The sequence below is a fragment of the Hydrocarboniclastica marina genome (assembly GCF_004851605.1).
GTDB lineage: Bacteria > Pseudomonadota > Gammaproteobacteria > Pseudomonadales > Oleiphilaceae > Hydrocarboniclastica > Hydrocarboniclastica marina.
In genome coordinates this window covers 3,547,551-3,573,029 of record NZ_CP031093.1, presented here as the reverse complement: position 1 = coordinate 3,573,029, position 25,479 = coordinate 3,547,551, and the positions used below count along the sequence as shown (strand labels likewise).

The window sequence follows — 25,479 nt, the reverse complement described above, 5'->3', positions numbered from 1 at the left end:
CACCAGACACTGATTGAAGACAGGTGCCATGAATCAGAATCTGCGGAAGCGTTTCTCGGCGTTGATGGGCATGGACGGGCCAAGAGGTTCGTCGTCGGGCACTGAAAATGTGCCTGATTTCGAGCCTCATCGTCATCTGCGTCTCCTGACGTTTAACATCCAGGTAGGCATTTCGACATCTTCGTACAGGCATTACGTTACTCGAAGCTGGCAGCATTTTTTACCGCACCGCGGTCGCAGCGACAATCTCGACTCGATCGGGCAATTGCTGAGGAATTACGACGTAGTGGCGTTGCAGGAGTGCGACGGGGGTTCTCTCCGTAGCGGGTTTGTGAATCAGGTTCAGTACTTGGCCGACGCTTCGGGTTTTCCTTACTGGCACCAGCAGCTCAATCGGAACATGGGCCGTTTTGCCCAGCACAGTAACGGCCTGTTGAGCCGTTATCGCCCCCTGTCCGTCGAGGAGCATAAGTTGCCAGGGCTTATACCGGGTCGCGGCGCAATCGTGGCGCGCTATGGTTCCGAGCGTGATCCGCTGGTGCTGGTTCTCATGCATCTGGCGCTGAGTAAAGTCGCGCAGAATCGGCAGTTAGCCTACATTCGAGACCTTATCGATGAGTATGAACATGTGGTCCTGATGGGCGACATGAATGCCCATGCCGAGCAGCTGCTCACTCGAACGCCGCTTCGCGGAACCAACCTGGTGCCACTGCCGGGGGTGGCTGCGAGTTTTCCGAGTTGGCGTCCGGAAAGGGCGCTTGACCATATCCTGGTCAGTCCGTCGCTGAGAATAAGGGGGGCCGAGGTTGTGCGCTTTCCCGTCTCTGACCATTTGCCCATTGCGCTGGATGTTGCTTTGCCCGAGGGCTATCTCTCAACCTTCGACTGAGGCGTACTCTCGGCCTTCCGCTAGGCGTAGTCTCAACCTTTCACTGAATATATGATATTCGGAGCCTCATCCCGCAAACTGAAAAACCCGGCACCACCGAAAGATGGGCCGGGTTTTTCATATCCAGGATCGTTTACTTGATCTTGGCTTCCTTGTAGGGAACGTGCTTGCGAACAACCGGATCGTACTTCTTCATTTCGATCTTTTCGGGTGTGTTGCGCTTGTTCTTTTTGGTCGTGTAGAAGTGACCTGTGCCTGCAGATGATACCAGCTTAATCTTCTCGCGCATGATCCTGCTCCTTACACTTTGACGCCGCGGCCGCGCAGTTCAGCGAGGACGGTATCTATGCCTTTCTTGTCGATGATGCGCATGCCCTTGGTGGATATGCGCAGTTTAACGAAACGCTTTTCGCTTTCTACCCAGAACCGATGCGATTGCAGGTTCGGCAGGAAGCGACGCTTGTTGTGGTTCATCGCGTGGGATACGTTGTTACCGGTGACCGGACGCTTTCCGGTGACCTGACAAATACGGGACATAACTCGCCTCCAACCCGGCGTGGTCTCACAGGAAGCACTCAGTGCGGTATCGCAGCCGGGCTTGAGCCTGTGTATGAATATTACCTTTTACATTTACTGCGCCGCCGCTCTTCTGTTGCCTCAGATAGTGAAGCACAAAAGTTATCTGGCAACGCCACCAGAGAAAGGGACGCTTTTATACCAGAAAGCGTACCCAATAGCAAAGGCCAGGCAGAGAAAGCACCAGGACGTTTGAGCCCCGGGAAGCATAGGGCGTTTGACTCTTGTTATTCTTAATTATTGACCCTTGCTACTTATTATTGAACCTTACTACTCTGGGTGGCGCGTCGGCACTGTCATAGTAAGCCACGTTCCGCCAGGGAGGTTACCCCTTCGTACCCGATAATCATATGGTCGAGTACGCGGACATCGACCAGTTCAAGTGCCTGGCGTAGGCGCTTGGTCAGGCTGATGTCGGCTGTGCTGGGTTCGGCTACCCCCGAGGGATGGTTATGGGCCAGAATAAGCGCCGCAGCGTTGTGATCCAGAGCCCGTCGCACCACTTCGCGCGGATAGACCGCTGCACCGTCGATTGTACCGAAAAACATTTCGTCATAACTGATGATGCGATGCCGGTTATCCAGGAACAGGCACGCGAAAACCTCGTGGGGGCGTGTCACCAGCCGGCTCTTCAGGTAGCGCCGGGTGTCAGCCGGGGATTGAAGGGGCTCGCCCGTGATCAGCGGCTCGTCCAACACACGCCGCGCCATTTCAAGGCTTGCCTGCAGCTGGGCGTATTTCGCTTCGCCAAGCCCGGGCTCGGCGCAGAAGCGCTGAGCGGAGGCTCCGAGCAGGCGCCGGAGGCTGCCGAAGTCGACAAGCAGCTTACGCGAAAGCTCAAGCACAGACCGGCCACGCATGCCGGTTCTCAGAAAGAGGGCGAGGAGTTCAGCATCGCTGAGGTACTCGGCGCCGTGGCATAGCAGTTTTTCCCGCGGCCGTTCGGCCAAAGGCAAGGCTTTGAGCGTCATGAGGCGATCCCTGTCTGACCTGTCTTCATCCGTGATTGTGTCAATCCGGGCGACAGTGTAACTCAGCCTGCTGTGGTATCTTACGAAAAATTATTGAAGCAGCTTTCAGGCAGTTTTTCTGAGGGCGCGCCAGAAGGAGTGTGCACGATGAAGCCAGCGCGGATATTGCTCGGCGTTTCGGGGGGTATTGCCGCTTATAAGACGGCTGATCTTGTACGGCAATTGCGCAAGGCCGGGTATGAGGTGCGGGTGGTGATGACCGCCGGCGCTGAGGCGTTTGTCTCGCCGCTGACGTTCCAGGCCCTGTCCGGCAATCCTGTATCTTCCCGCCTGCTTGACGAAAGCGCAGAGGCGGGAATGGGCCACATAGAGCTGGCCAAGTGGGCTGACCGGGTATTGGTCGCGCCAGCCTCCGCCAATACCCTGGCGCGGCTGGCAAATGGAATGGCGGATGATCTGCTGACGACGGTTTGCCTGGCGACAGAGGCGCCGATTATCCTGGCGCCAGCGATGAATCAGGCCATGTGGCGAAACGCCCGTACCCAGGCGAATGCAAGACGTCTGGCAGATGACCCTCAGTTTGAGCTCTGGGGTCCGGCTGAGGGTGATCAGGCCTGCGGTGACACAGGGCCTGGCCGTATGCTCGAACCCCTCGATATACTGGCTCGCCTCCAAGCATCTGCACGTCCGCTCAGTGAGCAGGTTCTGCAAGGGCTTCGGGTGGTGGTTACGGCGGGCCCCACCCGCGAAGCGATTGACCCCGTACGTTATATCAGCAACCACAGTTCCGGCCGGATGGGCTACGCTATGGCAGCGGCCGCCCAGCAGGCGGGGGCGAATGTGGTGTTGGTGTCTGGCCCGACCAGTTTACCCGCGCCCGCCGGTGTTCAGCGCCTGGATGTGGTGTCCGCGGATGACATGCTGGCAGCGGTAGAGCAAAGTCTGGCCGAAGGTTGCGACCTTTTTATAGCCACCGCTGCGGTGGCTGACTATCGAGTCCGGCTCAAGCAGGCCCACAAGATAAAGAAGAGCAATGATGAGCTGGCTCTGGAGCTTGTTGCCAATACCGACATTCTGGCTCATGTAGCGACCCGACAGCTGGCATCGTACTGCGTGGGCTTTGCCGCTGAGACCCGCCGCGTAGAGCATTACGCCCGCGACAAGCTTGAACGCAAGAATCTCGATATGATCATAGCCAACGATGTTTCGGATACCCGTATAGGTTTCAACAGCGAGAACAACGCTGTGAGTGTATTCTGGCACGACGGAACACAAACGTTTCCGAGCCAACCCAAACAGGCGCTGGCCAGCGCCCTGATTGAGCTTATTGGTCAACAGCGCAGGATCAAAATCAAGCCCTGAGGGACAAGTGTGAGTCACAAGCAAACGTTTCAGTTAAAGCTCATCGATAGCCGCCTCGGCCAGACAATTCCCCTGCCGGCCCACGCCACTTCTGGCTCTGCCGGCCTCGACCTTCGCGCCTGCCTGGACGCGCCTCTTGAAATTAAACCGGGTGAGACTCAGCTCATCCGCACGGGTGTAGCAATCTATATCGAAGACCCCGGGCTGGCCGGTATGGTATTGCCGCGCTCGGGTTTGGGGCACAAACATGGCATTGTTCTGGGTAACCTTGTCGGTCTCATCGACTCGGACTATCAGGGCGAACTCATGGTTTCGTGCTGGAACCGGGGCAACACGAGCTTCACCATTGACGTCGGTGAACGCATCGCCCAACTGATAATCGTGCCGGTCGTACAGGCGGATTTTGCAATTGTTGACGAGTTTACCGGCAGCGAACGCGCCGCTGGTGGCTTCGGTTCAACCGGCCGCGATTAGCGTGTCTGCCTGCTCTGCTTGGCCCGGGGGCTTCTGGGCCAGACATTAGGGCTATACTCGTTAATTGATCGAAGCCGGGCGCGTAGCCCCTGGCGTGGCAGAAGCGGCCAAGCGGAGTAGTGTGAGAGTATGAAACTCGGCAAAAAGAAAAGTGATACCCCGCCTGAGATGAACGGTGATTCAAACCCTGCGGGTAAATCGCCTGCCGGGACGGTGACTCCGGGAAAAATAGGCCTGTTCCAGGCGTTGGCAGTGATCCTCGGCGCTGTGCTCATCGGTCTGTTGCTTGATGTATTGGTGCTCTCGCCTGCCGAACAGGCGGCAGAGTCTGCAGCGCTTGAAGCACGGATCGAGAGCCAGAAACGTCAGGTCGAACAGCGTCTCACCCACTTCAGTGAGCTGGTGCGCCATTTTGCCCGGGAGCCTTCCATTATCGAGATCGTCGACGATGAAGAAGCGCGTCGCCAGGCCGCCGATTTTCTCGCAGCAATGCTCCCAACAGTTCGCGAGGCGCATATTTTTCCGGCCGGAAATATCAGCCAGCCAGCTGACCTGGATGTTCCCCTCAGTTTTGCCAGCCTCGACCTTGCCCAGAAATCACAGTCAAGCAACAGCCTGCTGATGGACGCGTTTCGTCGAGACGACCAATGGCTTTTCCAGATCGCGGCACCCATGACGCCGGTCAGTGATGGCGAACCCCGCGGTAGCGCACTTGTGGTCCTTGATCCGTCGGCGCTTGGCGCCGCCCTGGTTCAGCCCGCAGGTTCTGGTGGACGGTTGAGTCTGGTCCAGCGTGTGGGTGGTCAGGATATTGTCGTCCTGACTCAGGGCACTGGTGATGGAGAGACGCTCACGCGCGACCTTTCTTTTCCTGGCTGGTCGCTGCAACTGACGGCCTCAGCGGATGGTCCCTGGCAGGCTGACCGGATGCTGTTCTGGTCAGTGATTGCGGGAATGGGTATCCTAGCCGCTGCCGTGATTTTCGGCCTGATGGGGTGGTTCAGCCGCACGCTGAATCACGAAGCACAAAAGCTGCATATGTGGGCTCAGAAGAACTTCTCCGGCGAACGCACCCGGGTGCCGACCTTCACACTCGAGGTACTTGCGGCGCTGGGGCAAACGCTGCAGCAGCTGTCCAGGGCGGTAGACAAGCGTCTTGTGAAGGCTGACGCCGCGCTACGGGACGCGCAAAAAGGGCGTGCCAGTAGTGGCCATACGGGCCAGGAAGAGCCGTTGTTTCAGGACGACAATGTTCTGGATATTGATATGTTTGATGGTGATGACGACGTTCTCGGGCTGGGAGGTAACACACCCGCTGCCGGCTCGGGCGAACTAACGGGTGTTGATCTGGAAGATGCTATGACAGTGGAAGTTGATATTCCGAGTTCGATATTCAGAGCCTATGATATCCGCGGTATCGTCGGCGAAACACTGACGCCGGAAATCGTACGCTACATCGGCATGGCTATTGGTAGCGAAGCGGCGAGCCGTGGATTCAGTTCCATGTGTGTGGGCTACGATGGCCGCCATTCCAGTCCGGAACTGGCCGAAGCCCTGACCCAGGGTCTGCGGTCCACGGGATGCGACGTCATTGACATCGGCCGGGTGCCCACGCCTGTGCTTTATTTCGCCACCCATCACCTGGGCACGGGCTCGGGCGTAATGATTACCGGCAGTCACAACCCCTCGAACTACAACGGGCTCAAAATGATGGTCGGCGGCGAAACGTTCGCCGGCGATGCTATTCAGGATCTGCTCACCCGTATAAAGGCTGGCAACTTCCGGCAGGGTCAGGGCAGCCTGAGCCGGGAAGACGTGCAGCAAGCCTATCTCGACCGGATTCTGGGCGATATCGCTGTGGCGGCGCCTTTGAAAGTCGTGGTCGATGCGGGCAATGGTATTGCCGGCGAGCTCGGCCCCCGGCTCATCGAGGAGCTGGGTTGCGAAGTTATCCCCCTCTACTGCGAGGTGGACGGAAGTTTCCCCAATCACCACCCTGACCCGGGCAAGCCGGAAAACCTGGTGGACCTGATCGCCCGCGTCAAGAGCGAGAAGGCCGACCTGGGGATCGCGTTTGACGGCGACGGTGACCGGCTTGGCGTGGTCAGTAATACTGGCAAGATCATCTGGGCCGATCGCCTTCTGATGCTGTTTGCGCGTGATGTGGTTTCCCGTAATCCCGGCGCTGACATTATCTATGACGTCAAGTGTAGCCGCAGGCTCGCCGCGACCATCAATGAGTTTGGCGGCCGGCCGATCATGTGGAAGACCGGTCATTCCTGGATAAAAGCCAAGATGAAAGAAACCGGTGCGTTGCTTGCGGGCGAAATGAGCGGCCACGTGTTTTTCTCCGAGCGCTGGCTTGGCTTTGACGATGGCATCTATAGTGCTGCGCGGCTGCTGGAGATACTGGGCATAGAAGACCGAACCAGCGACGAGGTCTTTGCGGACTTCCCCGAGGACGTCAGTACACCTGAGATCAACCTGACGGTTACCGATGAGAACAAGTTCGAAATTATTGAGAAACTGGCGAGCGAGGGCGAATTCGGCGACGCCAATATCAATACCATAGACGGGGTGCGCGTAGACTATGCCGACGGTTGGGGCCTGTGCCGGGCATCGAACACAACGCCTATGCTGGTGCTTCGATTTGAAGCCGAGAACGAAGAGAGCCTCGAGCGGATCAAGGTAATTTTCCGCGAGCAGATGCAGAAAGTAGCGCCCGATGTTGAGCTGACGTTCTAACGACTGCCGCACTCAACGTGTAACCAGGCCGGCCTGTTGCCGGCTATACAGAAACAGAAACAGGGGAGAAGCGACGATGGCTTTGGATCGCGACACCGCCATGCAGGTCGCTGCGGTACTGAGTAAGGGGCTCCCTTACATTCAGCGTTTCACCGGCAAGACCATTGTCGTCAAGTACGGCGGAAACGCCATGGAGAATGTTGAGCTACAGCGTTCTTTTGCACGGGATATGGTGCTGATGAAGCTGGTCGGCATCAATCCCATCATTGTTCATGGCGGCGGACCCCAGATTGGTGAACTGCTGGATCGGCTGCAGATCAAGTCTCACTTTGTTGATGGCATGCGCGTCACCGACAGCGAAACCATGGATGTGGTTGAGATGGTGCTTGGCGGACGGGTTAACAAGCAGATCGTATCGCTGATCAATCAGCAGGGTGGCAAGGCCATCGGCCTGACGGGTAAAGACGCTAACCTGATCCGGGCCCGCAAGATGGAAGTGGTCAAACCGTCACCGGAGATGTCGCGTCCCGAAATCGTCGATATCGGCCATGTGGGCGAGGTGGTCAAGGTCGACAGCGAAGTCATCACCATGCTGACCAGGAGCAACGTGATTCCTGTTATTGCGCCTATCGGTGTAGGCCCCGACGGCACTGCCTACAACATAAACGCGGATATCGTCGCCGGGAAAGTGGCCGAAGAGCTTAACGCCGAAAAGCTGATTCTGCTGACCAACGTATCCGGCCTGCAGGATCGCCAGGGTAAGGTTTTGACCGGTCTGAAATCGGCCGAGGTCGACGCACTGATTGCCGATGGAACGATTCACGGTGGCATGCTGCCCAAGATTCGTTGCGCCCTGAACGCGGTAAAAAATGGTGTTCACACAGCCCATATCATCGACGGCCGAGTGGCGCACGCGACATTGCTGGAAATATTCACTGACGAAGGCGTCGGTACGCTCATCTCCCGCTAGAGACGGGCGCCGCGCTGCGTGGCGTTACAGGGTCACGTCTTGTGTGACCAGCAAGAACACATGCAGTGTGCGTCGGGTGCCAACCGCAAGTGGGCGCGTGCGCGTTCAATCCTGAGGGTAGAACCGGGCCCCGAAGCGCTCTATCCACTCCATAGCGGCCTCCTCGGCTGTTAACTCACGTCCTTCGCAGTCGAGCACGGTCAGGCGATAACGCTCAATCTGGCAGATCTGCTCGACCATCCGGATCCGGAACGCATCCAGATTATCCTCGAAAGCGACACCGATATCGTACGCGTGCGTACCCTCCTGCTTGTCGTCCTGCCCATGCTCGCAGCGTCTGCACCAGGCCACCCGTGCGGTCAGTTGTACAGGTTGATCCGGCGTCTGGATATTGATGCCCAGCAGCGTTCCGGGCGCATACTCCTGGTGAGTGCCGAAAGCCAGCCCGCCGAAGCTCAGGTTCTTCAGGGGTTCCAGATGGCCGGGCTCGTCTTCTGATGCCACCTCTATGGGGATCTCAATAGGGTGTCTGATAAAGGAACGATGGTGTGCGTGCATAGAGGTTGCTCCGAACCCGGCGGCTCGCCCCGAGCCCAGTCATGTCTGGCTTTATTCTCCCTATCCGGAATGCAGCTGCTAAAGTCAATCATAGCAATGCTGGTGTCCGGGCCATCCGTACGATATCAGTCCCGTCCCCCCATTTTTAGGGCGCTCAAGAAAATTTCATGAAAAAGATAGGCTTGACCATAATTGTTGCGGTTGTGCTGTTAGCGGTGGGCACCTACGTCGCCATCTGGTACGGGGCTGACCAGTTTCTGAGCCGGGTTAAAAGCGACATAGCCGAAAAGGGCGTTCTCACATGGCAAGGGGTCAACCCTCGCCTTGATGGCTCTGTGGAGGTTCGGGACTTGGAGCTGACACTGTTTGAACTCAGCCAACCCATCCGCGTCGCCTCGGCAACGCTATCGATGGACTCAGCCGCTACGCTGGTTAACTGGCTTTTGCGCCCGACCGGCGTCTGGCCGGACAATACCCGGCTCGAAGTTAGCCAGGCCCAGCTTATAGTACGGCCGGCCCTGACCAAAGACTGGCTAACCCAGACTGACGACACGCGGGCTCAATGGCCTCGACCCTGGCATTTGCGTGCCTGCGGGGCTCGCACGCAACTGGGTGGTACTGACTTGTTGTCCATGGGTATTGACCGGTTGGAGGTGGACCTGACCCTGCACTGGCTCGGCGCGACCAGAGACGGGTATGAGCTCGTGGGCGAACTGAACGGCAATGAAATAGGCAGTGTCGATTTCAGGTTACAAGGCGAGGAGCTGCCTATTGAGTGGGCACAATTGGCGGATGCCGGTCTGACCGGTTGGCCCTCGATGCAGTTAGTGGTCAGAGACGGCGGCTTCATGCGGCGCTTGTCGGCGTACTGTGCGAAGCCTGGACATAAAGACCCTTCTGGCTGGGCCAGTGCTGAAACTGAAGCACTCCAGCGCGATCTGAAGCAGTGGGGCATTGCGCTCTCGCCGGAGTTAGCCTCGCTATATCAGAGCTGGCTGCACGAAGGAGGAGAGATCGCCGCCGACTTGCCAGTAAAACCCAAGGCCGAGGTCGCCGACATCAACACGCTGGCGGCTTACTTCAGTCGTGACGATCTTCTGGTGCAGCACAACGGGCGGCCATTGGCCCAAGTCGGATTCGAGGTTGATAAGGCTATTTTCCTCGCTGTAACCGAGCCGGCGTCTGTGCAACCGGCCGCGGTTGAACCGGCTGTAGCGGATCATTTGGCCTGGCGGCAAACACCGTTGGCGACAGCCGACCATTGGCTGGGCCGTCAGATCCGCGTCGAAATGGCGGCCGGCCATAGCCTTGAGGGGCATTTATCTGATATCAATAACAGACAGTTGATCATTCTGCGTCGAGTCGCAGGCGGCGAGTTTGCGTCGCCTGCGGCCAGAGCTGATGTGTCCGAACTGCATGTGTTGCGCCGCCTTGATGAGTTGCCACCTGTGCTGGAGGAGATGCGCCTGCGTGATGCGGCCGGTCGACGCTCTGGCCCGACGGACCATGTGCCAGCCCAGTTTGAAGACGAGTCTGAGTCGGCAGACGTCGGTAGCCCCATTTTCTAGCGAATGCCGCGACGACCGCTATAGCGTTAGCTTTATCTGGCATGCGCATGACTCATGCTGACGAACCAAAGGTAATTCGCCGTGAAAGTGACAGTGCCTGATCTTAGAACCTCATTCTCGCAGTTGATTGCACTGCCCTCTATAAGCAGCGCCAGTGCTAGCTGGGACCAGAGCAACGAGCCGGTTGTTATGCTCCTGGAGGGCTGGCTGGCCTCGCTTGGTTTTGTCACAGAGGTCATGGCTGTGCCGGATCGTCCGGGGAAGTACAATCTGATCGCTACATTGGGCACAGGCGCTGGCGGGCTCGTGCTATCAGGCCATACCGATACGGTGCCTTTTGATGACAAGCGCTGGCAGAGCGATCCGTTTACGCTGACTGAAAGGGACGGGCGCCTCTACGGGCTGGGCACCTGTGACATGAAGGGTTTTTTCGGCCTGGTACTCGAGGCGGTGAGGGATCTGCGGGCCGATGATCTGCAACGTCCGCTCATTGTGCTGGCAACCGCAGACGAAGAAAGCTCCATGAGTGGCGCCCAGGCGCTGGTCGATGCCGGCCGGCCGGAGGGACGCTTTGCTGTTATCGGCGAGCCGACAGAGTTACGACCGGTCCGTATGCACAAAGGCATTATGATGGAGCGTCTCGCCTTGCGGGGCCAGTCGGGCCATTCATCGGATCCCTCGCTGGGCCGCAACGCTATGGAAGGCATGCACGCGGTGCTGAGCGAATTGCTGACCTTGCGCTCAGAGTGGCAGCAGCAGTATCGGCACCCAGGTTTTAACGTGGAGTTCCCGACGCTGAACCTGGGCCATATTCATGGCGGAGACAGCCCCAACCGCATCTGCGCGGCCTGTGAGCTGCATTTCGATTTACGGCCCCTGCCAGGCATGAAAATTGACGAGCTGCGCGATAGCATCCATCGACGCGTGGCCCCCCTGATACGAGCACGCGAGCTGGGCATGACCTTTGAGCCGTTGTTCGATGGCGTGCCCCCGTTTGAGACGCCAGCCAATGCCCAGTTGGTCAAGCTCTGCGAGGAGCTGACCGGGCATGCAGCTGAGTCCGTCGCCTTTGCGACCGAGGCGCCTTTTCTGCAGCAGTTGGGCCTTGAAACGCTGATTATGGGCCCCGGTTCCATTGACCAGGCCCACCAGCCGGACGAGTTTTTGGCCCTTGATCAGTTACAGCCGGCAATCGATGTGCTCACCCAACTGATCAAGCGCTGCTGTATTGACGGGGAGCTGCCACGATCGCCCGCCGACGATAGAGCTGAATAACGCCATAAACGGCACCTGAACCATAGGCTGTTGAGCTGCACCCCTGGAGACTGATTGGTGACTGACCCCCACAACTGGCTTTACTGGTTTCGGCATTCTGCGCCCTACATCAATGCCCATCGGGGCCGCACGCTGGTGCTGACCCTGGGTGGAGAAGTGCTGGAACACCCGAATCTCACTCATATCATCCACGACATCACCCTGCTCGCGAGCCTGGGTACACGGTTAGTGCTGGTGTTCGGAGCGCGTCCTCAAATCGAGCGGCGGCTTGAGGAGGCCGGCGCCGAAACGCACCTGCATGAGAACGGCTTGCGGGTTACACCCGAGGCCCACCTGCCATTGGTGATGGAAGCGGTCGGCCGGTTGCGTGCGTCCCTGGAGCGCCGGCTGTCCATGGGGCTCATAAACTCGCCCATGCACGGAGCACGGATGCGCGTGGTCAGCGGCAACCTCATTACGGCGAAACCCCTGGGCGTGCTCGATGGCACCGACCTGGGCTACACCGGCCGTGTGCGCCGTGTGGACAGTGACGGCCTGGAGGCGCTGCTGGATGGCGGCAACATCGTTATCCTGCCGCCACTGGGCTACTCGCCAACAGGGGACGTTTTTAATCTTGCCTATGAGGATGTTGCCAGCCAGACGGCGGCTGCGCTGAGGGCGGAAAAGCTGATTATGTTCGCGTCCAGCGTCGGCATCATGGATGAGGCGGGAGCCCTGATCCGGGAGCTCAGGGTACGGGAAGCACGCGGTTTGCTGAATGGCGCCGATCTGAGTCCAGCTCAGGCCGAAGCGCTACAGGCTGCTTGTGATGCGTGCTCCCGTGGGGTTCGGCGCGCCCATATCATCAGTTATGAAGACGAGGGCGCGCTGCTGGAAGAGTTATTCACCCGGGATGGGTCGGGCACGCTGGTCACTGACGATCCCTACGAAGAGGTGCGCCCGGCACGGGCGGAAGATATTGGCGGTATCCAGGAACTTATCCAGCCGCTGGAGGCCGCGGGCGTGCTCGTGCGGCGCCCTCGGGAGTTGCTGGAAACCGAAGTTGACCGGTTTGTCGTCGACGAGCGAGATGGCACGATCATTGGCTGCGCGGCGCTTTACCCCTACGCAGAAGAAGGAATCGGTGAGTTGGCATGCTTCGCCGTCAGCGGCCAATATAGGCGTTTTGGCCGGGGCGATCAGGTTCTCGCCATGATCGAGCGCGTCGCCCGGGCGCAGGGCCTGGAACGGTTGTTCGTGCTTACGACCCAGGCTGAGCACTGGTTTCGTGAGAGAGGCTTTGAACCCGCACAGGTTGCCGAGCTACCCGCCGCCCGGCAAGCCCAGTATAACCGGCAGCGGAACTCGAAGATCTTCATCAAACCTCTGTAGCAGGTGGCGAAACCGAGTGCACTAGCGGGAGAACGCTGCAGATTGCAGCTGCTCCAGACGCTGTGTCCTCTGTGCGCCCTCCATGCGTGCAAGTTCGCCTACGGTGCGGTGAAACGCTGCAAAGTCGCCATGCTTTTCAGCCAGTAATCTTCTGAATGCTGGAACCCAACGGTTGTAGGTGCCGACGCTGGCAATACGCGCATTGTTGAGCCCATCGTCAAAAAAAGCCCGGTAGGCGTTCGGTTTCAGCCAATCGTGCCTCTGTTTATCGTAGCGCGCTCGCAGCTCTGCAATAAGCCGCTCTTTTTGCGCCACCAGTGCCGAGTGCGGCAGGTCCGGTTCGCGGTAGAGCTGCTGTAGCGCGTCTGCGCTACTCATGACCATCTCGGTGAACTCCTGCGCCATGTCCTGTCGCGCCAAAGCATCTGCAATCAGCGTAGTCTGCCCGGACGCATTCAGATACCTCAGCAGCCCCTCCAACTCCACGGCGGTGGCGTAGCTTTCGTTGAAAACAGTGTCGCCGGCAACATAGACCAGTTTATGACTAAGCTCATGGAATAAAAGCGCTGCGAGCTGATCCTCAGGCCAAAAAATGAAGGTGCTCAGCAGGGGGTCCTCAAACCAGCCCAGGCTTGAGTAGGCCGGAATACCCGCGATCCAGACATCCCACTGCTCGGGCGCAAAGCGCTGGGCGGCTGCTTCTGCGCCCTTCCGGCTGAAATAGCCCCGGTAGGTCTGGCAGCCCACTGTGGGGTAGCACCAAGCCTTGAGTTCAAGTGAATCCACCGGCGCAACGAGGAGGTTCCAGACCACGGCTTCCCGCTCGAGGTCGACATAGCTTGAGTAGGTATCACCTACCGGCAGGGCCAGCGCTTCACCCGCGAACGTACGGATGGCTTCCACCCTCAGTAAAGCCGCGCGAAGCTCTGCGGACGTAGATGGGTCGTCGATGAGCGTGTTGACCGCGGAACGCTGCTGTAACAGCGAGAGCTGGCCGCCAGCGGCCTGCGAATAGTAATAAATGGAACTGCAGCCAGAACAGGCGAGAACAAAAAAACCGGCTAGTATAATTACAAGATATTTAGAAAACATGGTTGGCCAATAGGGGGCGGGAAACTCAGGCAGACGCACGCTCAAGTACCGCAGGCCTGGTCATAGTGGGTGTTCACGTGATGATAACTCATCCCGAAACGCCTGGACCGTACTCAACAGTTTCTCCGGCGATTAGCTAGAACGAAGGTATCAACGTGGTATCAGGTAAAACGGTTGACCGGCGCAATAGCGTTCGGCGTCCCATCAGGCTCGACGCGATATTGCAAATCGGTGAGGGCGAGTGGCCGTGCGAGATAGCTGACTTCTGTGCCGAGGGTCTTTTTTTGCGGTACTCCAGCGACGTTGCGGGCCGAATCCAGCCGTTGTTTGCGCGGAGTTCACCGCTGGTCAGTGTACGTTTTTTCGAACCGGATGCCCGCAAGGAGTTCAGCCTCCAGGCCCGACCGGTCCGACGTATCGACGGCGCAATGGGTGTCGAGTTCACGCAGTCGAACCCCCAGGCAATCGAGGCTCTTCTCAGCCAGTGCCTCGCCGGCTCAGGTTCATTTCAGCCTTCCCCGAAAGGGCCGGAGCAAGGCGGCTTCATATTGAGGCAGTGCACCCGTGCGACCGCCCAGTTTGTTGAGCCCCTGGTCGCGGAGTGGTTCAAGGAAGTCGACCGCCAACTGCAGGCGTCAGCACAGCAGGTCAACGATCAACTGGCCCAGGAGCTGATGGATGCTGCGATGGCGCTGCCGAAATACCAGCGGCCGTTCTGGCAGACCATGAATCGGGCGATCGAAACACCCCAGGCACGTCCTGAGCAGGGTGAGCAGAGCAAGTCGAAGCTTGATCTCGTTGATAAAGGTGTCTTCGAGGACTGGCTACTCCTGCGCGTAATGGTCAGCAAGGCAGAGACCCAGTTCCGGGGCCCATTGCTCCAGCTCAAGATGCGGCTGGCTAAAGCCAATGTCGGCATCAACTCCGGCCATCAGAACCCGCTCGGGCCCATCCTGGTGTGCGACGCGTTTCGCCAGGCCCAGGAGAACCTGGGCTTCTCCCGTGCTGTCGACAAAATCGCCTTTCGTGTTTTTGAGCAAGAGGTCGTAAAGAACCTGGAGCCGCTCTATACCGCTTTGAATCAGATTTTTATCCGTCATGGCATTTTGCCGGACCTGGACCTCAGCAAGTTTCTCAGCGAGCAGAACCCTGGGAAAGCCAACGCCGCGCCAACTGAAAAACCCAGGCTTGCGGCATCACAGCCGGCCTTGCAAGCCGTGCCTGGAAATGCCCGGGATAAGGTTGACGGAGCTGTTGCAAAACAGGATCCGGAGCCGGGCCGCAGCCGGCGCAAGCCGGCCGATGCAGCGTTCAGACAAAGCAATGAGACGGCGGTGTCCGCGTTTGCGACTGTGCGGCGTCTCCTTTCCACTCTGAAGAACGGCCGTAGCCCGGAGGGCGCGGCCTCATCTCTCACCGATTCAACAGCGATACCACTGAGCAACGACGAGTTTCACCACGAGTTGGGCGCGATTGCGGTGTCTGCCCAGGAGCGGACGGAAATAGTCGCTGGCGAGATGAAGTCTTTGCGGGCCCGTGTGGAAGCGCGCATGGCGGCGCTGGAAGCCCGACGGCTGGCGCCCGAGCAGGAAGAAACACTGGACGTCGTTGATCAGTTTCTGATGAGTGTGGAGCAGAGCCCGAGGCTGAGCGAAACCTCCCGTGCGCAGCTGCATCAGCTGGGCATTCCCGTGCTCCAGGCGGCGCTGCAGGGAAAAGGAGCATTTGATGATGATGACAACGCCGTGCGAGGCGTCCTCAACCGAATCGCGCAGTTGGGCCCGCGCGGAGGCAGGCCCAACCCTGTATTGCAGCGGCGCGTCGAGGGTATCATTGAGAAGATCAACACCGGTTATGCCAGCGATCCGGGAGTTTTCGACGAAGCGCTGACTGAGCTGGACGAACTGGTGGCCCGGCAGAACCTTGCCTACCGTCGAAACGTGGAGCGCGTCACTGCCGCCGCCGAAGGGGCACAGAAAGTTGAAGACGCGCGCAGTGCGGTCGGTCAGGCGCTGGAGCGGCTTGTCGGAGATCAGCCCGTACCGCGAGCACTGGTAACACTACTCAATGAGGGATGGCGGGATTTGCTGACGCTGACCCATGTTCGCCAGGGGCCGGACAGCAGCGCCTGGCAGAGCTACCTGCTGGTCGTCGACACGCTTATGGCGTTCTCACGAGACCCGACCATGCCCGTGGATCTGCGTGAGTTGTTGCGGATAATCCAGGAAGGGCTGGCCTCCATCTCCAGCAACCAGAAGCCCGCTGCGCAGATCCGGGAGGGCCTGAAGCACTTCCTGACCGGGCGTGATTCTCCTGCCTCCGAGCTGATAAAAATGCCCGCGGTGGCCAAAGCCGCAGACCCTGCCGGGATGGGTGACAGGCGGCGCAAGAGCCTGCAGCGCTGGATAAACCGGGCCCGGGAGCTGAAGCTCGGCGATTGGATGAAATATCAGGAAGACCCCGAAAACCCGAGCTACATGCGATTGGTCTGGATGGGCCGGGATGGGTCGCGGTTCGTGTTCGTCAATCATCAGGGCATGAAGCTGGTTGAATTCGATCTGGTCAAAATGGCCGACCATTTGCAGAAAGGCATTGTCGTTCACGACCCTGACTTCGAGCGGCCGATCGTCGATGAGAGTATCGACCGAATGGTGCGGCAGGTCTACGAGCAAGCTTCGCTGGCCAGTACCCGCGACGAATTGACAGGTCTCAACACCCGTCGTGAGTTCGAACGTTGTCTGGGCGAGCACCTGGCGATCGCGGCAGTTGTAGATCCTCGGGAGCAGCCGGCCCAGAAGGCGCTGGTGGTACTGGAGCTGCAATACCTGCGTGAGCTGAGCGATACCGCCGGGTTCGAGTCCGGGGATGAGGCACTGCGTCGTGTGGCCGAACTGCTCGGGACTCATGTTCCCGAGAACAGTCATCTGGCGCGCCTGGGTGGCCCGCGATTCGGTTTCCTGCTGACCGCGGAGGACGTTGATCAGCAAGTGAATGGCCTGATCGGGGTGGTCAAGACGTTGCCGTTGCACTTTGCCGGGCAGGACTATCGGCTCTCGGCCAATGCGGGCATCGCAGTGGATCAGCCGGGGCTGGCGTCGGCCGAGCAGTGGCTTGCCAGTGTAGAGGATGGCCTGGTGCGGTGCCGGAAAGACGGTCGTGAGGCTGTGCTCTGGCATGCACCTGTTGAGGTAGAGAACCCTCGCGACGAAAAATTGATAGCCAAATTTACCAGCGTTGAAGACCTGGCCCGAGAGCGGATTCTCCTGCGGTCGCAGAAGATTCTTCCGCTTCATGGTGAGACCCGCCTGGGCGTGCAGCATCAGGTGTTGTACAGCATGTATGACGAGTCGGGTCAGCTGATACACGGGTCTGAGTTCTCGCGAATAGCTGAACGCCACAGCCGGATTCAGACCGTGGACCGCTGGCTGATCGGGCATTTGCTTGACTGGATGTCATGTCATCCGAAGAAGCTGGAAGATCTCGGCAGTCTCGGCGTCAGCCTGTCGGCGTCCTCTTTGGCCGATGCTGCCCTGCTGGAAGTTATCTTCGAAACGATGAGCCAGAAAGATGCGCCCATCGAGCACCTCTGGTTTGAAATTACCGAGGCAGCTGCGCGGGCCCACCCTGAAAATACGGCCTCGTTCATGGCCGAAATGAGTGAGCTTGGGTGTCATTTCTGTTTGAGCCAGTTCTATGGACGCAGTGAGTCTTACGACCTGCTGAAGCAGCTCCCGGTCGCCCGGGTGAAAATCGACGGCTCGTTTATCCTTGAGTTGCTGCAGGACAGAAACGACCAGGCATTGGTCCGCTCCATGATCGACATGACCCATTTTCTCGGTCGGGAAATTATCGCCGGCCAGGTTGAAGACCGTGCTGCGGTGGATCTGTTGGTGGAAATGGGGATGGACTATGCCCAGGGCGGCGCCATAGAACGGCCCGTTTCGTTCGAGGATTGACAAAGGCCCGGGGTCTGGTTGTGTTTGTCGCGAACGGAACCAGGGCAGACGACTACAGCAGGTGACGGGGTCGCTCAGGAACGCGCCGAACATGTGATGCGCGCGCTGGGCCGAGGATGACCCTGGGGCAAGAGCATGCCAGAATGCGCCCTGAACCGATCCATTCTCAGAAGCGCCTATGTCCAAACGTTATCCCATCATCGCTGTAACCGGCTCATCCGGTGCCGGCACGACCACCACAGGTACGGTCTTCGGCAAAATCTTCGCCGGCGAGAACCTCCGTGCGGCGATGGTCAGCGGCGACAGCTTTCACCGATACACCCGCGCCCAGATGACACGTCTCGCGGCGAAAGGCCAGTATGGCGAGCGCAACCATTTTTCCATGACTGCGAACCATATCGACAAGCTGGAGGCGCTGTTCCAGGATTATGGCAGTACCGGAACCGGGCAGTTCCGCGAGTATGTTCATGATGATGATCTTGCGCTGATCCGGGCGGGCCACACACCGGGCGATTTCACGCCCTGGCGTTCGCTGCCGACTGAGACGGATCTGCTGTTTTACGAGGGTCTGCACGGTGGCGTTGTGACCGAGCAATTTGATGTGCCACGCCACGTCGACCTGCTCATAGGGGTGACACCTATCGTCAACCTGGAGTGGATCCAGAAAATCTACCGGGACACCAATAGTCGGGGTTATCGGGAAGAAGCTGTTGTGCAGACGATCATCAACCGGATGGATGACTATGTGCGCGACATCGTGCCTCAGTTTTCCCGCACCCACATTAATTTCCAGCGGGTGCCGTTGGTGGATACGTCTAACCCTTTCACGGTCCGGGATGTGCCCACTGACGACGAGAGCATGATAGTCATCCACTTCCAGGATTATCCCGGCGTGGACTTTCCCCGGCTGATCCAGATGATTCCCCAGAGCTTCATGTCCCGGCACGACACCATTGTCGTGCCAGGGACCAAGTTCCCCCTGGCCATGGACCTGATCGTCCGACCCGCTGTACTGGAGATGATGCAGCGCAAGCGATACGCCTGATCCCGTCTGGCGCTGGGGAAAGGCTGGCTTCAGGTGGTCAGGCGGCCGCTGCGAAAGTCCTGCAGCGCCTCTTCGATTTCTTCGCGCGTATTCATTACAAAGGGTCCGTACTGCACGATCGGTTCATCGATCGGCCTGGCTGCCAACAGCAGCAGGCCTGCGCCGACACCGCCTGCCGTGACCAGCAATGCTTCGCCCCCGGATAGCACGCCCGCATTGCCCGCTCCCAGCGCATCGGTACCGACACTCACGTCGCCGTCGTAAATGTAGATAAAGCCCTGGTGCGCTGCGGGCAGCCTGCAATCAAACTGCTCGCCCGGATTTAGCGTGAGGTCAACATAAAGGGGCTCAACATCACCGCCTAGCACCGCGCCGGTTAAAGTTTTATCCGGCAGTTCCAGTTCTCCGGCAATCACCTTGGCACGCCCGCCGCCTGCAAGTCGGGTAACCGGAATGTCTTCGGACTGAATATCCCGATAGCTGGCGTCCTTCATTTTCTGAGCGGCGGGGAGATTGATCCAAAGCTGGAAGCCTCTCATGACCCCCTGGTCCTGCTGCGGCATCTCCGAGTGAACGATGCCCCGTCCGGCGGTCATCCACTGAACACCGCCCGAGCGAAGGTCGCCGCGATTGCCCAGGTGGTCCTCGTGGAGCATGTGGCCTTCCAGCATGTATGTCACTGTCTCGAAACCGCGGTGGGGATGACTGGGAAAACCGGCCAGGTAGTCCGCGGGGTCGTCGGAATAGAATTCGTCCAGCATCAGGAAAGGGTCGACCCGCGAATGGGCGGACTGACCCAGGGAACGCTTGAGTTTAACGCCGGCACCATCGCTGGTAGCCCTGGCTGGGATGATGTTACTGATTGACCGTTGTGTCATAAGTCCCCCCGCTTGCTGTGGCGCCGTCGACGCAGTGACGTCTGTGAGGCTGAGTTCTTTTTACCGTGGCGGGGCAATCAATTAAAGCGGATAAAAGCGAAGGGTTTGTTCGAGCCTGTTAATAGGTCGGTCGCAGCCTGACGGCAGCGGCTCTGTATGCGGAACCCAGGTGATGGTTCTTCCATTGCAAAGTAGCGAGGGGCTTGCGGTGCCTGCAGCCCGATCCCGGGCTGGCGTGGCGACGACTTGCTCTCTTCAGGGCAAGTTACGGGAGTAAAAGATCTCAAGCATCTCTTTCTGTAGCCGGTCGTGAATCTGACGGGCCTCTTCTTCGGGCAGATCCTCGGCATTGACACCAAAGACATAGTTATCCAGTTTGAAGTCCTTCAGGATCATCTTGGTATGGAACATGTTGTCCTGGTAGACGTTGACATCAGTCATCTGGTAAGCCGCACGGGTGTCTTCGCTCAGGTAATTCTGGATCGAGCTGATGTCGTGGTCGATGTAGTGCTTGGTACCGTCGACGTCGCGGGTAAAACCGCGCACACGGTAATCAACGGTAAGGATATCCGAATCGAAACTGTGGATCAGATAGTTGAGCACTTTCAGCGGAGAGATCAGACCACAGGTAGACACGTCAATGTCGGCCCGAAACGTACTGATGCCTTCGTACGGGTGGCTCTCAGGATAGGTGTGAACCGTGACATGACTTTTGTCCAGATGCCCGATTATGGCGTCTGGCAACGGGCCTGGTGATTCTTCGGTAGTGATGTAATCCTCGGGGGCCAATTCATGCTCGGCGATCAGCATGGTAACGCTGGCACCGTGGGGCTCGTAGTCCTGACGGGCAATGTTCAGCACGTTGGCACCGATAATCTTGACGACATCTGTCAGGATCTGTGTGAGGCGCTCCGCATTGTACATTTCATCGATATAGTCGATGTAGGCGGCACGTTGCTCTTCCGTCTGCGCATAACAGATGTCGTAAATGTTGAAGCTCAACGACTTCGTCAGGTTATTGAAACCGTGCAGTTGCAGTTTGGTTTCCATCACCAGCCCCTCCGAAACAGGAGATAAATGTCTACAGGTCCACGCCCATAAAGGACAATATGGCTCTGCCAGGGCCACCACCGATGCTTTTCGTGAATAACCCGAAGTGCGCAGACCGGCGGAAGGGTGCGTATTATGCCGTTTCACCCTGCGGTTGAAAATGCCCGGGCTTTACTTTTTCCGGCCGCCCGGGCCGCTTCCGACGCTCATACTCAATCAGAACTGCTCCTGATTTCAAAGTCGTGGCTAACTTCTACACCGGCCTTGCTGAACATGATGGAGGCCGAACAGTATTTTTCGGCCGAAAGCTCCACAGCGCGCCGCACCTGTTTCTCCTTCAGATCATTACCGCTGATGACGAAGTGAATATGAATACGGGTGAAGACGGCAGGAACCGCATCGGCGCGCTCTGCCTCGATCTCAGCCACACAGCCGGTTATATCCTGACGTGCTTTCTGCAGAATGCTGGTGACGTCGAATGAAGCACAACCGCCCAGCCCCAAAAGAAGCATCTCCATCGGGCGCGGCCCCTGGTCCTTGCCGCCGTGGTCGGGCGGCCCGTCCATGGTGACCTCATTCCCGGCACCGCTGGTCCCTTTGAAACAGGCCTCCCCGGCCCAGCGGATGCTGACGTTCATTGCCACGTGATCTTCCTCTTTTTCATCTGGACGGGCGGTGCTTTCTTACGGCGGCTAGGATAACACAGCCTTTAGTGGCGGTTCCCGCACAGGCTGCGTAGCTGGTCTATACTGCTGTAGTTGAGTTGGGGTGAGTGTGATTCACGGGAATAGTTCCATCCTGGGATGTCACAATCGTGACCTTAACAGTGACGAATGGTAGGAACCTTCTTGGTTAAGCGAGCAGGTTAAAGTATCGTAAAGCTCAGGAAAAATTTTCCGATTCACTATCGTGAGCATACAAAAGAGTTTTCCGGCGCCTGATGTAGCCGCTTACCGGCTGGCGGAGGTCGTGTCCGACCTCAGGATTCAGCAATTACGACTGCCCTGGCCAACAATAACCTTCCCCGGCTACGCGCCAGAGGAGATAGGAAAAAGTCTGTATGAATAGCATCGTAAGACCTGTAGAGCAGAAGACCAAACACTTGGACTACTTTCTTTCCCAATGTCACCGGCGCCGATACCCTGCAAAGAGTACGATTATTTACGCGGGCGACAAGAGCGACTCCCTCTTCTATATCGTAAAAGGTTCCGTGACGGTCATTATCGAAGACGATGACGGCCGGGAAATGATCATGGCTTACCTGAATGCAGGCGATTTTTTCGGCGAAATGGGACTGTTCGATAACCTGGATTCGCGCAGCGCCTGGGTAAAAGCAAAGACGGAATGCGAAGTCGCAGAAATAAGCTACACCAAGTTTCGCGAAATCGCCCTGCAGGATCCCCGCGTGCTCTATTTCATCGGCGAGCAGATGGCGACTCGTTTGCGGCAGACCACGCGTAAAGTAGGTGACCTCGCTTTTCTCGACGTTACCGGTCGTGTCGCCAGAACCCTGCTGGACCTGTGCAAGGAGCCGGACGCCATGACTCATCCTGACGGCATGCAGATCAAGATTACGCGCCAGGAAATCGGCAGAATTGTCGGTTGTTCGCGGGAAATGGTGGGCCGCGTCCTGAAGACCCTTGAAGAGCAGGGACTGGTTCAGGTCAAAGGCAAGACCATGGTTGTTTACGGTACCCGCTGAAAGCACTACTCCAGTTTGGGCGCAGCGCGCGCCCGATCTCTGATTGGCGTCTCTCCTTCGCAACGCTCCTTTGCAACTCTCTTTCGCAACTCTGCTTGACGCCCGCCACCTGGCGGGGCAGGCTCATTCCCGTACTGCACGCCGATGAGGGGCGCCTCGCTCCTCTCGTCAGTATTCGATGTCTGCACTCAGTCGCGGGCTGATTCGCAAGAGCAATTCACGAGGTGAGCATGAAAATCTACGAAATGAGGCAAGCGCCCAATCCCCGTCGCGTACGCATGTATCTGGCAGAGAAGGGGTTGAGTTCCGAAGTTGAATTCGTCCAGCTTGACCTGCAGAAGGGCGAGAACCTGACCCCCGAGTTCAAGGCCCGAAACCCGATGAAGAAGGTACCGGTGCTGGAGCTGGACGATGGCACCTGTATTGCCGAGACCCAGGCAATATGCCGCTATTTTGAAGAGCTGCATCCTGAGCAGCCGCTGATGGGAAGAACGCCGCAGGAAAAAGCGCTGATCGAGCAATGGGTCCGCTGGCTCGACTTCTATTTTTTTATTCCCACAGGTATGGCCTTCCAGCATGGCAGCGGTTATTTCAAGGACCGCATGAAGTGCTTCCCCGAGTGGGGCGCCGAGTGTCGAACCCAGGCAGAGAAATTCTTCGGCTTTCTGAACAGTCAGCTGGAAGGCAAAGAGTATCTTGTTGGTGACAGCTTCAGCATTGCTGACATCAACGCTCTCTGCACGGTGGACTTCAACAAGGTGAATGCGCTAGCCATCGCCGGGGATCAGGTTCATCTGAAAGCCTGGCACGAACGCATCAGCGCGCGGCCGTCTGCGCGAGCGTAGGACAGTTGACTGCTTTCGAGTCATTACTGATAATCGTTCTCATCAGGCGAGGCCGGGACGGCCCGCTGGGATCGATTATCGGAACCCCATCATGTCAGTCAGCCCCCATCGTGCCCGGGTTCTCATCGTTGAGGACGATCCTGAGCTGAACAACCAGCTTGGCGCGCTTCTCCAGGCTCAAGGTTACCGCATCCGCCAGTGCTTCGAAGGCGAGCGAGGGCTTCTTACGGCACTCAACCAGCGCTTCGATCTCATACTTCTGGACGTTCTCCTGCCCCGGATGGATGGCTTCTCGGTGCTGAAGCAGTTACGCCGGACTTGTCAGACACCTGTGATGATCCTAAGCGCCTGCGGGGCAGAAGAGGAACGGATCCAGGGGTTCAGCGGAGGCGCCGATGACTACGTGGCCAAACCCTTCAGCTTTACCGAGCTACTGCTGCGAATGGAGGCTGTCTTGCGCAGGAGCATGGGCTGGCAACCACCCACTGCTGATGCCTGTGAACTGCGGCTTGATGGTCTGATACTCGACCGACGCAGGCAGACCGTCCATTTTGCCGGAACGCCTGTGGAGCTGACGCCGGTTCAGTTCAGGCTACTCTGGATGCTGGCGCTGCATGCCGGCGAGCCGGTCAGCAAACCCTGCCTCTACCAGCTGGTGCTGGAGCGCGATTTCAGCTGTCATGATCGTAGTCTGGATATGCATGTCAGCCGTGTCAGGCGGAAACTGACAGCCGCAGGCATGGCCGCTGGCAGGCTGCAGACCTTGCATGGGAAAGGCTACAGCTTCGTATGAGTCGGCCCCTGCTGTGGAAGCTCTGCGGCTCAGTCGCTGCTGGGGCAGTGGCTTTATTCTGGGTGGTCAACGGACTGGCACTGCATACCGAGCAGCAAATGAGTTTTGTCGCCCCAGAGCATCAGGCGACCCTGGTCGAATACGCCGCAAAGGCAGAAACGCTATATACGGCCGGAGAAATGGCCGAGCTTGAGCGCTGGCTCGATGCGCTTCAGCAGAAGGAGAAAACCTGGGCAGCGGTAGTCCGGTCCCAGGTCCAACCGATGGCCGGGAGCACACTGTCCCAGCAGTTCCGCGAGGGGTTCAGGCTGGGTCGCAACGTGGGCTGGAAGATTCATCTTTACTTCGAACAGAACCCCATAATGGACGTGACCTTCGCCGACGGTCATACGCATTTCCTGATTACCCTGCCTCAGCGTATGCGCCCGGGTGCCTACTGGCAGCAGGCCAGCGTGCTGCTCCAGGTGGTGGTGCCGCTGCTGTTGCTGGGCCTGCTCGCCTTTATGCTCTACCAATACCTGATGTCTCCGCTTCGAAAACTGGAAGTCGCAACTAGGCAGTTCAGCGAAGGGCGGCTCGACATACGGGTTGGTTCGCTGGCAGGGGCGCGTGACGATGAGCTTACCGCCCTCGCCGGCACCTTCGACCGCATGGCTGACCGTATCGCACAGCTTATCCGCGCCCAGCGCCACCTGATTGCCGACCTGTCCCATGAGCTGAGAACACCCCTGGCCCGCATTGACACTGCGGTTGACTGCGCGGATCAGGGACTTTTTACCGATGACCTGCTGGCTCGGGTACGCAGAGACTGTCGCGTCATGAGGCGACTCGTTGAGGACACGCTGACGCTGGCATGGCTGGAGAATGAGCAGCCGCGGCTTGATACGGAATGCGTCGACCTCACCGAACTCCTCGACAGTATCGTTGATGACGCGCGCTTTGAATTTCCGCAACACGGACTCAGTGTTGACTTGCCTGATCAGGCGCTCCTCTACAACAGCAACCACCGGATCCTGGGCCAGGCCATCGAGAACGTGGTGCGGAATGGGCTGAGCCATCAACCAACGGGGGCAGAACTGCGTATCGCGCTCCGGCAGACCCTGCGAGGGTTCACTATTACTGTCTGTGACCAGGGGCCGGGCGTTCCCGAGCCCCACCTCGAAGCGATATTCAGGCCCTTCTTCCGCCACGGGGACACCCCTAACGGTCTATCGACAGGCTTCGGCCTGGGCTTGGCGCTTGCACGCCGTCAGATTGAGTCGTTACAGGGCAGCATTCATGCTGAGAACAGACCCGGCGGCGGGCTTCGGATGGTTATCACGCTGGTTCGGCACCGGGTAACCGACGGCCAGCTGTAAC

General features: G+C 58.4%; 22 protein-coding genes. 14 read left to right on the top strand and 8 right to left on the bottom strand.

From position 1 onward, the window contains the following. The first annotated feature begins 28 nt into the window (after positions 1-28). Positions 29-889: an endonuclease/exonuclease/phosphatase family protein gene (locus soil367_RS15790; RefSeq protein ID WP_136550005.1), complete on the top strand. Its 861-nt coding sequence runs from the start codon at positions 29-31 to the stop codon at positions 887-889. 133 nt (positions 890-1,022) lie between these two features. On the opposite strand, the gene rpmG is transcribed toward soil367_RS15790, so the two are convergent. From rpmG to radC, 3 genes are all read right to left on the bottom strand, one after another. After that, complete coding sequence (gene rpmG / locus soil367_RS15785) at positions 1,023-1,178, bottom strand: 50S ribosomal protein L33 (RefSeq protein WP_136550004.1); 156 nt, start codon at positions 1,176-1,178, stop codon at positions 1,023-1,025. Between the two features lie 11 nt (positions 1,179-1,189). Beyond that, positions 1,190-1,426 carry a 50S ribosomal protein L28 gene (gene rpmB / locus soil367_RS15780; protein ID WP_136550003.1) on the bottom strand — a complete coding sequence of 79 codons (237 nt, stop codon included), beginning with the start codon at positions 1,424-1,426 and terminating at the stop codon, positions 1,190-1,192. Positions 1,427-1,761: 335 nt separating this feature from the next. Beyond that, the gene (gene radC / locus soil367_RS15775) at positions 1,762-2,436 is read right to left on the bottom strand and encodes a RadC family protein (RefSeq protein ID WP_136550002.1); all 675 of its coding nucleotides are present in this window, start codon (positions 2,434-2,436) and stop codon (positions 1,762-1,764) included. A gap of 147 nt (positions 2,437-2,583) precedes the next feature. On the opposite strand from radC, the gene coaBC reads away from it, so the two are divergent. The 4 genes from coaBC to argB all read left to right on the top strand — a co-directional run bounded on the left by coaBC (position 2,584) and on the right by argB (position 7,987). Further along, entirely contained in the window at positions 2,584-3,798 is a 1,215-nt protein-coding gene (gene coaBC, locus soil367_RS15770) for a bifunctional phosphopantothenoylcysteine decarboxylase/phosphopantothenate--cysteine ligase CoaBC (RefSeq protein ID WP_136550001.1), read from the top strand. Positions 3,799-3,807: 9 nt separating this feature from the next. After that, on the top strand, positions 3,808-4,272 hold the full coding sequence (gene dut, locus soil367_RS15765; RefSeq protein WP_136550000.1) for a dUTP diphosphatase: 465 nt from the start codon (positions 3,808-3,810) through the stop codon (positions 4,270-4,272). 129 nt (positions 4,273-4,401) lie between these two features. After that, positions 4,402-7,017, top strand: coding sequence for a phosphomannomutase/phosphoglucomutase (locus soil367_RS19140; RefSeq protein ID WP_136549999.1), 2,616 nt, complete (start codon positions 4,402-4,404; stop codon positions 7,015-7,017). A gap of 76 nt (positions 7,018-7,093) precedes the next feature. After that, positions 7,094-7,987 (top strand): acetylglutamate kinase, encoded by an 894-nt coding sequence (gene argB, locus soil367_RS15755; protein ID WP_136549998.1) that lies wholly within the window; start codon positions 7,094-7,096, stop codon positions 7,985-7,987. A 105-nt stretch (positions 7,988-8,092) separates the two neighbouring features. Here the strand turns inward: argB and soil367_RS15750 are convergent, their stop codons facing one another. Then, the gene (locus tag soil367_RS15750) at positions 8,093-8,545 is read right to left on the bottom strand and encodes a PilZ domain-containing protein (protein ID WP_136549997.1); all 453 of its coding nucleotides are present in this window, start codon (positions 8,543-8,545) and stop codon (positions 8,093-8,095) included. A 167-nt stretch (positions 8,546-8,712) separates the two neighbouring features. Here soil367_RS15750 and soil367_RS15745 point away from each other — a divergent pair, with 167 nt between their 5' ends. The 3 genes from soil367_RS15745 to argA all read left to right on the top strand — a co-directional run bounded on the left by soil367_RS15745 (position 8,713) and on the right by argA (position 12,759). Beyond that, entirely contained in the window at positions 8,713-10,113 is a 1,401-nt protein-coding gene (locus soil367_RS15745; protein WP_136549996.1) for a hypothetical protein, read from the top strand. An 81-nt stretch (positions 10,114-10,194) separates the two neighbouring features. Next, entirely contained in the window at positions 10,195-11,388 is a 1,194-nt protein-coding gene (argE, locus tag soil367_RS15740) for an acetylornithine deacetylase (protein ID WP_136549995.1), read from the top strand. A gap of 57 nt (positions 11,389-11,445) precedes the next feature. Continuing rightward, complete coding sequence (gene argA / locus soil367_RS15735; RefSeq protein WP_136549994.1) at positions 11,446-12,759, top strand: amino-acid N-acetyltransferase; 1,314 nt, start codon at positions 11,446-11,448, stop codon at positions 12,757-12,759. A 21-nt stretch (positions 12,760-12,780) separates the two neighbouring features. Here the strand turns inward: argA and soil367_RS15730 are convergent, their stop codons facing one another. Further along, positions 12,781-13,851, bottom strand: a complete 1,071-nt coding sequence (locus soil367_RS15730; protein ID WP_136549993.1) for an aminopeptidase — start codon at positions 13,849-13,851, stop codon at positions 12,781-12,783. A gap of 155 nt (positions 13,852-14,006) precedes the next feature. Here soil367_RS15730 and soil367_RS15725 point away from each other — a divergent pair, with 155 nt between their 5' ends. Next, complete coding sequence (locus soil367_RS15725) at positions 14,007-17,807, top strand: DUF1631 family protein (RefSeq protein WP_136549992.1); 3,801 nt, start codon at positions 14,007-14,009, stop codon at positions 17,805-17,807. A 178-nt stretch (positions 17,808-17,985) separates the two neighbouring features. Beyond that, positions 17,986-18,852 (top strand): phosphoribulokinase, encoded by an 867-nt coding sequence (locus tag soil367_RS15720; protein ID WP_136549991.1) that lies wholly within the window; start codon positions 17,986-17,988, stop codon positions 18,850-18,852. A gap of 29 nt (positions 18,853-18,881) precedes the next feature. Here soil367_RS15720 and soil367_RS15715 read toward each other — a convergent pair whose 3' ends face one another. From soil367_RS15715 to soil367_RS15705, 3 genes are all read right to left on the bottom strand, one after another. Continuing rightward, positions 18,882-19,730, bottom strand: coding sequence for a pirin family protein (locus soil367_RS15715; RefSeq protein ID WP_136549990.1), 849 nt, complete (start codon positions 19,728-19,730; stop codon positions 18,882-18,884). 255 nt (positions 19,731-19,985) lie between these two features. Next, positions 19,986-20,780, bottom strand: a complete 795-nt coding sequence (speD, locus tag soil367_RS15710; protein ID WP_136549989.1) for an adenosylmethionine decarboxylase — start codon at positions 20,778-20,780, stop codon at positions 19,986-19,988. A 212-nt stretch (positions 20,781-20,992) separates the two neighbouring features. Next, on the bottom strand, positions 20,993-21,418 hold the full coding sequence (locus tag soil367_RS15705) for an OsmC family protein (protein WP_136550673.1): 426 nt from the start codon (positions 21,416-21,418) through the stop codon (positions 20,993-20,995). Positions 21,419-21,840: 422 nt separating this feature from the next. On the opposite strand from soil367_RS15705, the gene crp reads away from it, so the two are divergent. From crp to soil367_RS15685, 4 genes are all read left to right on the top strand, one after another. Beyond that, positions 21,841-22,482, top strand: coding sequence for a cAMP-activated global transcriptional regulator CRP (crp, locus tag soil367_RS15700; protein WP_136549988.1), 642 nt, complete (start codon positions 21,841-21,843; stop codon positions 22,480-22,482). Between the two features lie 230 nt (positions 22,483-22,712). Further along, positions 22,713-23,327: a glutathione S-transferase family protein gene (locus soil367_RS15695; protein WP_136549987.1), complete on the top strand. Its 615-nt coding sequence runs from the start codon at positions 22,713-22,715 to the stop codon at positions 23,325-23,327. 91 nt (positions 23,328-23,418) lie between these two features. Continuing rightward, positions 23,419-24,120, top strand: a complete 702-nt coding sequence (locus soil367_RS15690) for a response regulator transcription factor (protein WP_136549986.1) — start codon at positions 23,419-23,421, stop codon at positions 24,118-24,120. After that, a complete protein-coding gene (locus tag soil367_RS15685; RefSeq protein WP_136549985.1) occupies positions 24,117-25,478 on the top strand; it encodes a sensor histidine kinase in 1,362 nt (453 codons plus the stop codon). Before soil367_RS15690 ends, soil367_RS15685 begins: the two co-directional genes overlap by 4 nt. The last annotated feature ends 1 nt before the right edge of the window (position 25,479 follow it).